The organism is Thalassoglobus sp. JC818, assembly GCF_040717535.1.
Classification (GTDB): domain Bacteria; phylum Planctomycetota; class Planctomycetia; order Planctomycetales; family Planctomycetaceae; genus Thalassoglobus.
The window spans coordinates 579,224-591,222 of record NZ_JBFEFI010000001.1 but is presented as its reverse complement, the minus strand read 5'-3'; the positions used below and the strand labels follow the sequence as shown (position 1 = coordinate 591,222).

9 protein-coding genes are annotated in these 11,999 nt (G+C 52.9%); 5 read left to right on the top strand and 4 right to left on the bottom strand.

Annotation, left to right across the window (positions count from 1 at the left end; genetic code table 11):
* Nucleotides 1-133: 133 nt before the first annotated feature.
* Both AB1L42_RS02060 and AB1L42_RS02055 read left to right on the top strand, forming a co-directional pair.
* Nucleotides 134-526, top strand: a complete 393-nt coding sequence (locus tag AB1L42_RS02060) for a VOC family protein (RefSeq protein ID WP_367050638.1) — start codon at nt 134-136, stop codon at nt 524-526.
* Nucleotides 527-641: 115 nt separating this feature from the next.
* A complete protein-coding gene (locus tag AB1L42_RS02055; RefSeq protein ID WP_367050636.1) occupies nt 642-1,424 on the top strand; it encodes a TrkA C-terminal domain-containing protein in 783 nt (260 codons plus the stop codon).
* Between the two features lie 42 nt (nt 1,425-1,466).
* Here the strand turns inward: AB1L42_RS02055 and AB1L42_RS02050 are convergent, their stop codons facing one another.
* The 3 genes from AB1L42_RS02050 to AB1L42_RS02040 form a co-directional block, all read right to left on the bottom strand.
* Nucleotides 1,467-3,164 (bottom strand): ATP-binding protein, encoded by a 1,698-nt coding sequence (locus tag AB1L42_RS02050; RefSeq protein ID WP_367050634.1) that lies wholly within the window; start codon nt 3,162-3,164, stop codon nt 1,467-1,469.
* Between the two features lie 234 nt (nt 3,165-3,398).
* A complete protein-coding gene (locus tag AB1L42_RS02045; RefSeq protein ID WP_367050632.1) occupies nt 3,399-4,175 on the bottom strand; it encodes a response regulator in 777 nt (258 codons plus the stop codon).
* A 294-nt stretch (nt 4,176-4,469) separates the two neighbouring features.
* Nucleotides 4,470-6,209 carry a hypothetical protein gene (locus AB1L42_RS02040; RefSeq protein WP_367050630.1) on the bottom strand — a complete coding sequence of 580 codons (1,740 nt, stop codon included), beginning with the start codon at nt 6,207-6,209 and terminating at the stop codon, nt 4,470-4,472.
* Nucleotides 6,210-6,584: 375 nt separating this feature from the next.
* Here AB1L42_RS02040 and AB1L42_RS02035 point away from each other — a divergent pair, with 375 nt between their 5' ends.
* On the top strand, nt 6,585-8,183 hold the full coding sequence (locus AB1L42_RS02035) for a glycosyltransferase family 39 protein (protein WP_367050628.1): 1,599 nt from the start codon (nt 6,585-6,587) through the stop codon (nt 8,181-8,183).
* Between the two features lie 69 nt (nt 8,184-8,252).
* Here AB1L42_RS02035 and hemE read toward each other — a convergent pair whose 3' ends face one another.
* Nucleotides 8,253-9,299, bottom strand: a complete 1,047-nt coding sequence (hemE, locus tag AB1L42_RS02030; protein WP_367050626.1) for a uroporphyrinogen decarboxylase — start codon at nt 9,297-9,299, stop codon at nt 8,253-8,255.
* Between the two features lie 383 nt (nt 9,300-9,682).
* Between hemE and groL the strand changes: the two genes are divergently transcribed.
* Nucleotides 9,683-11,383, top strand: coding sequence for a chaperonin GroEL (gene groL, locus AB1L42_RS02025; protein ID WP_367050624.1), 1,701 nt, complete (start codon nt 9,683-9,685; stop codon nt 11,381-11,383).
* A gap of 212 nt (nt 11,384-11,595) precedes the next feature.
* Entirely contained in the window at nt 11,596-11,886 is a 291-nt protein-coding gene (groES, locus tag AB1L42_RS02020; protein ID WP_367050622.1) for a co-chaperone GroES, read from the top strand.
* Nucleotides 11,887-11,999: the final 113 nt, after the last annotated feature.

Here is an 11,999-nt window from a genome sequence, read left to right as displayed (position 1 = left end):
TTGCATGAATTACCGACTCGAATTGACCAATCGTTCGATGATCGAAGTCGCGAACGTTACCATCTGGGGAGATGATCTGACTGTTCGTCATGTCGCATGATGACCCTTTCCACTTCCGTTTCTGGAGACGTCAATGGGCAATTTTAATCGTGAGAAGAACCGTCTCGTCTGGTTTGATCTGCCTGTCGAAGACCTCGATCGGGCAGCGGAGTTTTATCGACACGTGCTGGCAGTTGGAGTGGCCATTGAAGAATTCAACGGCACCCGATTTGGTGTCATCGATCACGAAGACGGCAACGGAGGGTGTCTCGTGATTCAAAGTGAAGAGATCACTCCTGCCAAGGGACCGCTGATTTATCTCAACGTTCACGGACGAATCAATGACGCTATTGAGTGTGTGGCCAACTACGGAGGTGAAGTTCTCGAGGAAGTCCATTCAATTGGACCTCACGGCTTGCGAGCCATTATTCTCGACACCGAAGGCAACCGAGTCGCACTGCATTCAGATCATGTTGACGATGCATGAACTGGAAAAAGCGATTTTTCGAGTATGATCTTCGAAGAGACTTCGAGCACTCATTCGGAAATGCGCCTCCGATGAATTTGTGCTGCGCTGAGTTCAGTCGTTCAGAGAGGTACCTTTGGCTGCGATTTCGTCACTCCTCATCGTCTTAACGTTGTCGCTTTTGGTGACCCGAGTCGCGGCGATGGCCTTGATGCTCACGGGACTTTCAAAAGAGGTCGCCCGGTTTCAGTCGCGATCAGCATTTACCGGAGTAGGCTTCCCAGCCCGTGAAGCGGAAGAGATTGTCAATCACCCGATCCGTCGACGCATCGTCATGCTTCTGATGTTGTTGGGGAATCTCGGAATCGGCGCGGTGGTTGCGACGCTGATGGTTTCGTTTCTGCAGACATCAGAATCTCAATACTGGTGGTTGCGGCTGATTTTTCTTGCGGCTGGGTTGATCACACTCTGGCTGATCGCAAGAAATCGCTATATCGAGAGGCATCTCAATCGATTGATCTCCAAAATCCTCCGGCGATGGGGAGACTTGCCGCGACGCAACTACGCCGCAATTCTACAACTCGAAGGCGGATTCGCTGTGAGTGAATTGCTCGTCAATTCCAAGGACTGGGTTGCTGGAAAGAAGCTTGCTGAACTGCGGCTTCCCAACGAAGGTGTTCTCGTGTTGGGAATTCGACGTGGGAAAGATGGAAAATTCGTGGGAACGCCCAACGGAGCCACGGAAGTCCATGCCAACGACACCTTGATTCTGTATGGACGAGTCGAAAGTGTTTCGGATCTCGATCAGCGAACACTTGGAAGACGCGGCGATGAAGCACATCGTGAAGCAGTTTTGAGACATTCAAGTGATCAGGATTTGCAGGATGCTTCGGACGACGATGACGATCAGCGAGAATAGCTATCCGTCGATCGTGCTCAAACGAAATTGATCACGCAGTAGCTATTCATTCAAAGTCACTGCCTTTCCGGATTTCTCAGAGCTTGGAGCTTCGATTAACTTGATGAGATCATTCGGGAGAAATGGTTTCGCGACGTGATGGTCGATGCCCACTTCCCGCGAAAGATCTCGGTATTCGTTCCCGTCCCATCCGCTGACTGCAATGATTCGAACGTCGTTCATTTCAGGCTGCCGCCGAAGAATTCGTGCGACTTCGAAACCGTCCATTCCAGGCAGGCCAATGTCGAGCAGTATCACATCGGGGATGTTCACCTCAGCAAGCTGAATGCCATCGATTCCGTTGTTAGCTGTGATGACATCGTACCCCTCCATCGATAGTAACAGCTTCAGCATCTCGGCAGAATCGACGTTGTCGTCGACGATGAGAATGCGCCGGTTCGACGAAGCGACTCTCGTCGAATTGCTCGTTTTCGAAAGTTTGCGCCTGGGGGCTTCCTGCGAACTCTTGAATTCTGGCTTGCTCAGCGCCTTGTGCGATGTGGCTAAAGAATCGCTTCCGCCCGACAAGGTATGGTCTTTCGAATGCGGTGCAGTCTCTGATTTTTCCTGTTTCAAGCATGGAATTCGAAGCACGAAACGAGTCCCCTGCCCTAAGCCGTCGCTGACCATCTCGACTGTCCCTTGATGGGCTGCGATGATGTGACGTACGAGCGAAAGACCAATGCCAAGCCCTCCTTCGCGGCGGGAGCGGGAGGAGTTGACCTGTCTAAACAACTCAAAAATATCACTTTCGAGTTCCTGAGGAATCCCGATTCCGTCGTCTTCCACGCAAACTGACGCAAACCCATTTTCCGAGGAAACTGCCAGTCGAATGTGGCCTTTCACAGGAGTGAACTTCGCGGCATTGTGCAGCAGGTTCGAAATCGACTGCGACATTCGCGCGAGGTCGCCGTTGATCATCACCGGTGTCGTTGGCAGACTCGCACGAAATTGATGTCCGCGTTCCTGGATCACGGAACTGGACATTTCGATCGCCATCTCCACCGCGTCCACGAGGTTAATCGGAGCGAGTTGCACGCGCAGCTTCCCGTGGACATAACGCGAAGCATCGAGCAGGTCGTTCACGAGCCGGATCGTTTGACCAAGTTGCCGACGAATCGTGTGCAGAGCGTGGGATTGCTGTCTCGACTTTGGACCATCTTCGAGAATGTCGAGCGCCGTTTGAATCGGAGTGAGAGGGTTTCTTAGCTCATGCGCAAGCATTGCCAAAAACTCATCCTTTCGACGGTCTGCTTCCATCAAGCCATCGTTGAGTCGGGCGTTCTCCTTCGCGCTGTTTTCCGAGATTCTGCGTTGAACGGACAACTGATTGAAAATCATGATGGCCGCGATAGTCACTCCCAGGTAGATCCAGAGTGAGACCAGATCTGACGCATGAATCAGCAGCAAGCTGTCGTGCGGCGGAATAATGAAGTGTGCTGCCGACAGCAGACTCAGAACGGCCGCGAGAATGGCAGGCCCGGTGCCGGCCAGCCAGGCTGTCAGGAGTGAGGAAACGAAAAAGAGACCGAATGGAACTTTCGATTCGAGAATCGGATCGAGTTCCATTCGAATCCAGGTTGCAGTCAGCGTGCTAAACAGAGCAATGCTGTAGCGGCGCATGTGTTCCACGAACCGCGAACCTGCATCGTGCCCACCGCCTGTCAGGTCGGCAGTCTGAAAAGCTGTCTTCAGGGACAAATCATTCTTCCCACAGAACCCTGGAAATGAAACTGAGAGCCTAATGCTCTGTTACTGAAATCAGTCAATGCTCCCGCCGGTCGACCCATCATCTTCGTGAGTGGTCTACGGAATCACTCTCTGAGCGCTCTTCGGATCGATTCATGAACAACTCGATCCGACTCTTCTCAGTTGAAAGAGTGAATTCCTTCTCTCACAGAACTCGGTCATCGGCAGGAGTACAAGTGATTTTGACTACGCTTTTGAGGCCCGCGATCCCTGTGTAAATCCACCTTTGACTGTTGCGATGACTCGATCGGGATCGAGTGGCTTGGCGAACCAGCCATCAAAACCGTTCGACCGCGGGGCAATCTCTTGCTCGTCCTCCGAGATTCCCGTCATCGCGTAGACTTTGAGTTGAGCGAGTTGTTTGTCGTCGCGGATGTGGTGCAACGTTTCGAGTCCGTCGCAATTTGGCATTCGGATGTCGAGCAGAACACCGTCGAGGTCAGAGTGTTCGTGCATTTGCTTCAGCGCCTCTCGACCATCTCCCGCGTCGATCACGTTGAATCCGTAGAGTCTTAGAATCGCAGAGAGCATTTCGCGCTCGTTGGCGTCGTCGTCAACGACGAGCAACTTGCGGCCTTTGACTGGTGATTGGACCGCAGCGGATTCCGGCTTCGACTCTCCACAAATCGAATCGAGGTTCGCGATCTCTGTTGTCAGTCGGTGAAAGGTCGCCTGCGCAGCTTGCGTCAGACCAGCTTCAATCTGTTTCTGGAAGAGGTGAATTCCCAGGTTGACGGCGTTGAGGCGATTTCGAACCTGGTGCTTACTGACGGCAGTGAGTGTTCCGCCAGCGAGTTCGATCAATTGTTCGTCTGAGCAAACCTCTTTACGAAGGATACGAACGTCGTCCGGAGCCTGAATTCCGATCTTGATGACCTGGCCGCGAACTTGGAGAAGCTTAAGAGAGATTCCTGTGTTGGGAAAAACAATCTCCTGATCAACACGTCTGGACAGCACGAGCATGGGCGGGTTTCCTTTCCCGAAAGGCGAATGCAGAATCTTCTCACGAAGAATCACCTGGTCACTGCCTGCGATGTTCAAACGACGCAGCTTCCTCCATCATTCCGGTCAATCATTGGAATGATGGCGAGCGTGAAAAGTCTCTTCGTGATTCCCTGAGTTGAGTGCATTCCGTGCTCGTCAGCTTGGGGAGATCAATTGCAAAACTTCTTGTTTCGCAGTGGAAAGAGATAACAAGTCCAAGTCAGTCCGGCAATCAGATTCTGGAAATATTTTCAGCCCCGATTTCGCCTTGCTTCAGCCAGATGAATTCTGCGGCTGAGCGTGTTCAATCGTGGAGTTGCCAACTCGAGGATGCCCATCGTTGCCGTGAACATATCCGTCGCCAAAATTCGGAAGATCGATGATCTTTCCATTCGCCAAACCGAGCAGTAAATCGTCAATTTGTTTTGGTGACGGTTCAGGTTGGCAGGCGAGCGTTTCGGCTGAGGAATCGATGTCGAGTTTGACAACACACTCGTCCAGAATTCGACAGAGGCGCTGACCGTCGAAATATTCCTCCCGATAATGAAGCGACACCTGACGAACTTTCTCCTGCCCAGTAAACGCAGGCAACTCACCCCAATAGAAAACTTGATCGCCGGGTGCTTTCAGCCAACTCAGCCAGCTTGGCAAGACTCGCTTGCGTTGACCCTGATTGACTGCGTGAAAAAACTTCCGCAGATAGTTCAGGTGATTGGTTTCCAACTCTGGGCTGCGAGGAAGCACACCATATCGCTCGCGGACCTGGTTGAGCTTTTCGAGGTCCGGGCCCGCTGCTCGAAGTGCGTCACGAAGGTCGTGTTTCCAGACCTCGCCCAGGTGGTAAGTCATCCCTGCCACCGGCGCGAGAAAACATGCATGGACCTTGCCATACAACCGTTCATTCGGGCACATAAAGTTGTTGTAGATTCCGTAGCGAGTCCCGCTCTCCCCGATGGCAACCCAGTGCATTCGCTGCGTGAATGGAGTGTCCCACCATCCGAGCGGCATCGGCTTCCAGAGTTTGTGACGTAGAGGAAGCAGGGCCATGAAGATCAGACTGATGAAAACACTGAACGGGCTGAAGATCTGAGCAGTCACTGCTTCGGGGAGCATGACGAGTGCCGCAGCGATGGCGAGATCGGTCAGAATCCAGTCCCAGAACAGAAGTCCAGAAACCGCAAATACGCCCAGATGAAATGCACTCCAACCCAGGCAAAAGCCAATCCCAAGGAGTGGATGAAGCAGAGCCAGTGGAGAGAGTAACTCGATCGCGAATGCTCCGATTTGCATCGGTTTCTCAGCGACTCTCAGGAAACGAATTCCTCGACTCCACGTGCTCCAGGGAAGAAACCTTCCCCAACCCCAGCTGTACGACGTCGCTGCCAGATGGTGAAGTCGATTGTCCAGCGCCCAGGAGTACCATTTCGGACCCAGCCAAATTTTCGCCAGGGCAGTGATCAGATAGTGAGAGATCTGAATCGTCAGAACAAAGAACCAAAGGATGGAAGAGTCCGACAAGATTGGCGTCGCAAAAAGCGAAGCACCCCATGCAGTGAAGAGAAAAGCTGAGATTGCAAGCAGCACCCGCATCGGCAGAGTCGAGTGATGTTCCCAAAGTGCGAAGGGAGTCGTCAGCAGGAATGCGGCGATCAACACGCACGCCGGGCTCCACCAGATTCCGATCACAGCCGCAAAAAGGGCAAATCGTTCGAGCGACTGCGAATCGCCGAAGACGGGATCGATGTCTTTCGTTGTCGCTTTCCAGGTGAGGAACGCGGAGACAAAAATGGCAGCGAATCGAATGGTCTGAAACTCGGGTACGTTCGCCCACGTCCAAACCGGAGAGAGAACAATCAGCGGGGCGACGATCAAGAGTGTTTTCAGTCTCGTAGCTTGCACTCCAGCCCAGTCGAGAAACTTCGTCAATGCTTCCTGATGAATTGTCAGTTCCAGCAACCAGTAGCCAAGCGTCAGCACAATCAAATTGGCAAACGAGGTGAGGGTTGCCTGCATCGTTGCTCTCCATCGAGAAATCGATTCAATGTTCGCGGTCGAATACGATCACGATTCACAGAGAATAGCGGCGAATGTGAATTCTCAGTAAAGGAGGAAAACGACGGCACTCCGTCCACGCTGAGAACGTGCTTTCACACGCTTATTGGCGAGGATTTTTCTGTGACCTCATCCGGAAATCTTCGTCTTCCGGTGATTTTTGTAATTCTGCTAGAATCCGCAAAATTCCCGGTCGGAGCCGATGGCTGACATCAAGAGGATGTCACGAATAGCTTCAGGAAATCGCGCATTTCAGCAGCTCTCTTTCGATGCGCGATTCTCCGCAAAAATGGCTGTGTCACCTCAGTGGCCTGATGAGAAAAGAGATTAAGACGGATGAGGAAACCAGTTGAATTGATCGCGAATCAGGATGCCGCGGTCACGGCGGTGTGGCCAACTGATCGTCAGGCAGCATTGTTTTTCTGGCTGTTCTTGATCGGGCATTGTCTCGCCTGGATCATCGTTCCCAGCCTGACTCAGCCCAACGGGACGCTCGATGCCATCGAGATGATTTACTGGGGGCACGAGTGGGAACTCGGTTACTACAAGCACCCTCCTCTGCCTGCCTGGCTCGCCGAATCAGCCTCGTGGTTGGGCGGCAATACTGTTTGGCCTACTTACGTACTGGCACAGATCTCGACAGCTGCCTGCTTCTGGGCAGTTTTTATGATTGGTCGCGACATCGGCGGAAATCGGTTCGCACTCCTGGCCGTTCTGCTCCTTGAATCCTGCTACTACTACAACTTCACGACAACAGAATTCAACAATAACGTTACATCCAGAGGGTTCTGCGCGGCTGCGGTCGCGTTCGTTTATTTCGCAATGACCCGAGAGCGGCTGCACTACTGGGCCCTTGCCGGTGTGGCCATCGGTTGCGGGATGCTGAGTAAATACGACACAGCCTTGTTCGCGATCATAATGCTCGCCTTCTCAGTCGTTCATCCTCGAGGACGAGAGGCTTGGAAAACCGCCGGACCTGTTGTGCTGCTTGCCACTTCTGCTCTCTGTTTTGCTCCTCATATTTACTGGCTCATCCAGAACGACTTTCCGACGATCGACTACTTGCTCAGGCGATCGGACGACGGAGAAACCACGCTCATTTCGCATTTACTGGAGCCACTCGAATTTCTGATTTCACAGATTGGGGCCATCGTTCCGCTGTTGCTCCTCTCCATTCCGATTACTGGCTTGTGGTGGAAGAAGCGTACAAACTTGACGGAGAAGGCAAGCTTTCAGCGTGACTTCGTGTTGTGGTTTGGACTCGGGCCGGTCCTGCTGGTGATGGCTGTCACGATGTTGACCGGAGGCGATGTACGCTCGATGTGGGGAGCCAAAATCTGGACGTTCACGGGATTGGCTCTGTTGAGTTCCGTTCAGATTCAGGGATCGCTTGTGGAGTTCCGCAAGGTTTGTCGTCGCTGTGTTTTGGCTGGCGGGTTGGCCATTGTGGCCCTGCTCGGGCGAGATCTGATTGTGCCGCATTTTCGTGATCATGGCTCACGCGTTCACTTTCCTGGAAAAGCGTTGGCGACCGTGGCTCGTGATGCGTACGAGGCGGAGGTCGGCGAGCCGCCGAAAGTTGTTGGCGGACCATGGTGGGATGCTGCGAATGTGGCCGTTTCGGGAAGTCAGCGGGCTACTGTCTTTGCAAATCTTGACCCTTCGATCAGCCCTTGGGCTTCGGATCAATACTTGAAAGAAAACGGCGGAGTGATCGTCTGGCAGCCGAAGCAAATTCGCGGAAGCTACGAGGCGGAGGTTCGGGAGAGATTTCCGAAGGCGATCTTCATCGATCCAGTCGAACTCAACTGGGAAACGTCTGCCAAGCTGGAGCCGATTCTCTTTCAGATCGCCATCGTGAAGCCTGAACCAGCGTCACAGAAAGTCGTCAAAGTGAACACTGCTTCCGCTGGTGGAAGTGTCGTCGTTCGATGACCTTTATGCGGCGTTGGTTGTCTGAGCTGGAGACTTCCCAGCGCAGCCAATTTCGATCGGGTATTGGCTCTATCGGGCACTCAGTTCGTGAACCATTCTGACCAGCGCTTTCACATTGTCAGGATTCATGTCCGGGTGGACACCATGGCCGAGGTTAAAGATGTGGCCGGGATGTCCTGCGTTGGCGTCGAGGACTTCTTTCGCTCGTTTCTCCAACGTGGGCAATTCTGTGTAGAGTGAGGCAGGATCGAGATTGCCCTGAATTGCTCGGGACTGGCCGACAATTTCTCGGGCAGCTGCCAGGTCGATTCGCCAGTCGATCCCAATCACCTGTCCTCCGGCCGAGACCTGATCGGGGACGAGCGCGGGGTTTCCGGTGAGAAAGTTGATGACCGGAACGGCAGGATTGACTGCGGCAATCAGTCGCTGCGTGTGTGGGAGAACGTATTGCCGATAGTCGGACGGGCTCAGACAACCGGCCCAGCTATCGAAGACTTGAACTGCTTGGCAACCTGCTTCGATTTGAGCGTTCAGGTAATCTGCGAGCGAATCGACGAGTCGATTCATTAATGCGGTCCAGGCACCCGGATCGTTGTACATGATTGTCTTGGTGCGGATGTAATTCTTCGACCCGCCTCCTTCGATCGCGTAAGAAGCAAGAGTGAATGGGGCACCTGCGAATCCGAGCAGTGGGATGGTGGACGGCAACTGCTTGCGGATCAGTTTCACAGCGTCGAAGACATAACCCAGCACTTGCACGTCTTCGACGGAGCGGACCCGTTCCACTTCCTTTGACTCGAGGATCGGGTTGTGGATGACTGGGCCCTCTCCTTTGACGTATTCGAGGTCGAAGCCCATAGGCTGCAGGATTGGCAGGAGGTCCGCAAACAGGATTGCCGCATCGACCCCCAGCGCAGCCTGAGCTGACAAAGTCACTTCCGCTGCGAGTTCCGGAGTCTTGCAGAGTTCGATGAACGTTGTCTTCGAGCGAACTTCCATGTACTCAGGCAGATATCGACCCGCCTGGCGCATGATCCAAACAGGGGTACAATCGGTCGGCTCGCAGCGTGCGGCCTTCATGAAACGGCTGTTTTCGAGTTCCGGAGTCATCTGCATCAGGAGAAGTCTTCGTCAATAGTCGTCGAGGATTGATGTTGAAGTGTTGATCATAGCAGTCTGTCGACAAATGAAACGTGGACTCGGAAACGGAATTGGAAGTTCTGTCCAGTTTTCGTTCGAAGTCCGGACATGGACAAAATGTGTCGAGTCCGACTGGTGAGAGCGTCTGCCAGGAAGGCAGTTTGTCAAGTTGGCAGACTATGGTTGATGGCCGCTAAGTTGTTTTACAGATGGGGGATGTGTCTAATTCGACGTGCTTGGCACAGTGGTTGCATTCAGGGTGGGGAACTACATTTTGAGTGTCAAAACAGGCAGTCGTACGAATTGTCTGTGGAATTTGTGGTCAACACTGGCATCTGCAAGCTGGATGAGGAGCAGCCGTGGCCAAATTATTGAGCTTTGACGAAGACGCACGCAAGCAATTGCTGGCAGGAGTATCCAAGTTAGCTCGCGCTGTCGCGAGTACACTGGGTCCCCGTGGACGCAACGCCGTTCTGGACAAAGGTTGGGGGTCCCCCAAGGTGACAAAAGATGGTGTCACCGTCGCTGAAGACATCGAACTCGAAGACAAGTTCGAAAACTGCGGGGTTCAGTTGGTTAAAGAGGCAGCGTCGAAGACAGGCGATGTCGCTGGAGACGGAACCACGACAGCAACAGTGATCGCTGAAGCGGTTTACCGCGAAGGCCTGAAATTCATCGCTTCAGGTGCCGCACCAGTGGCGATGCAGCGAGGAATTCAGAAGGCTGTCGATGCAGTTGTCGAACATCTTCAGAAGATTGCCAAGCCTGTCGACGCAACCGACAAGAAAGCAATCGAAACTGTCGCGACCATCGCTGGTAACAACGACAAAGAAATCGGCAAAATTCTTGCCGATGCCCTCCTCAAAGTGGGTAAAGACGGTGTCATCACTGTCGAAGAAGGTCGTGGCATGGAGACGAGTGTTGAGCTCGTCGAAGGAATGCAGTTTGAGCGAGGTTTCCTCTCTCCTCATTTCGTCACCGACGAAGACGATCAGGAAGTTGCTCTCGATAACTGCTACATCCTGATTCACGAAGAAAAAATCAGTAACGCCCGCGATCTCGTTCCAGTGCTGGAACAGGTTTCCAAAGCTGGCAAGCCGCTGCTGATCATTGCCGAAGACATCGAAGGCGAAGCTTTGGCGACGTTGGTTGTCAACAAGCTCCGCGGAATCGTCTCTGTCTGTGCGGTCAAAGCTCCTGGCTATGGCGATCGACGCAAAGCGATGATGCAGGACCTCGCGATCCTGACCGGCGGAAAAGCGTTCTTCAAAGATCTCGGCGAAAAACTCGACACCGTGAAGCTGGCGGAGTTGGGAACAGCTAAGAAAATTCGCGTCTCTTCCGACAACACCACTGTGATTCAAGGTGGTGGTGCGAAGAAAGACGTCGAAGGACGTGCTGCTCAGATCCGAGCGGAAATCGAAACGACCGACAGCGATTACGATCGCGAAAAACTTCAGGAACGACTGGCGAAGCTCGCTGGTGGTGTCGCACAGGTCAATGTTGGTGCGGCAACTGAAACCGAAATGAAAGAGCGAAAAGACCTCATCGACGACGCACTGGCTGCAACGCGAGCTGCGATCGAAGAGGGAATCGTCCCTGGTGGTGGTGTCGCTCTGCTGCGTGCTGCTGACGCACTGAAAAAGGTCAAAGCCAAAGGCGACGAAGCTCTTGGTGTTCAGATCATTCAAAACGTGTTGAGCATGCCACTCCGTAAGATCGCTGAAAACGCCGGTCTTGATGGGGCTGTCGTTGCGAACACGATTTCGAAGAATTCAGACTCGAACTTCGGTTACGACGCTCTGAATGAAAAATACGGCGACATGTTTGACTTCGGTGTTGTCGACCCAACCAAAGTTGTGCGTTCCGCTCTTCAGAACGGTTCCAGCGTAGCTGCTTTGTTGATGACGACTGATTCGATTGTGGTTGATGAACCTGTCGAAGAGTCGGACGACCATTCTCACGATGATCACCACGATATGGGTGGCATGGGAGGAATGGGCGGCATGGGCGGAGGAATGCCTGGGATGGGTGGAATGCCTGGAATGGGCGGATTCTAAAGCATCTCTGATGTCGTTTCAGAAGATTCGCCCTCGTCGACCAGTGACACTGGGAGGCTCGGCATTTTCAAACAAACGATGGATCAGCGATTCGTACTGTTCTCAGTGTTTGAGTTCGCCTCACCGTTTGTTTGTCGTGTTCTTAAATCGTTTACGTTCCGGGATGCCCGGTTTTATTTCAAACATCAAGAATGAATTACGGAGTTTCATAGATGACGCTCAACCCACTTGATGATCGCGTCGTGGTCAAACCATTGGACGCTGAAGAGATGACAGCTGGGGGAATTGTTCTTCCAGATTCTGCAAAAGAAAAACCACAACGTGGTAAAGTCGTGGCTGTTGGTCCAGGACGACTCCTTGACAGTGGCGAACGTTCTGCAGTCGGTGTCGTCGTTGGCGACGAAGTTCTCTTCGGAAAATACGGCGGAACCGAAATCGAAGTTGATGGCGAAGAGATCAAGATTCTTCGTGAAGGGGATATTCTGGCCAAGATCGTTGGTTAGTTCCCTGAGGTACTAACGATGCGGTGAGACCGGGGTCAGGTCTCCTGGTTTCACCGATTTCTATTCATTCATTCGTGACAGTTAATGTCATCTGACCTCAACGAGGAGTCTCT

What these genes read in the sequence shown, in the direction of transcription:
- AB1L42_RS02035 (WP_367050628.1), top strand. Translation starts at nt 6,585, where the DNA reads ATGAGGAAACCAGTTGAATTGATCGCGAATCAGGATGCCGCGGTCACG.
- AB1L42_RS02060 (WP_367050638.1), top strand. Translation starts at nt 134, where the DNA reads ATGGGCAATTTTAATCGTGAGAAGAACCGTCTCGTCTGGTTTGATCTG.
- hemE (WP_367050626.1), bottom strand. Translation starts at nt 9,299, where the DNA reads ATGCAGATGACTCCGGAACTCGAAAACAGCCGTTTCATGAAGGCCGCA.
- AB1L42_RS02045 (WP_367050632.1), bottom strand. Translation starts at nt 4,175, where the DNA reads ATGCTCGTGCTGTCCAGACGTGTTGATCAGGAGATTGTTTTTCCCAAC.
- groES (WP_367050622.1), top strand. Translation starts at nt 11,596, where the DNA reads ATGACGCTCAACCCACTTGATGATCGCGTCGTGGTCAAACCATTGGAC.
- AB1L42_RS02040 (WP_367050630.1), bottom strand. Translation starts at nt 6,209, where the DNA reads ATGCAGGCAACCCTCACCTCGTTTGCCAATTTGATTGTGCTGACGCTT.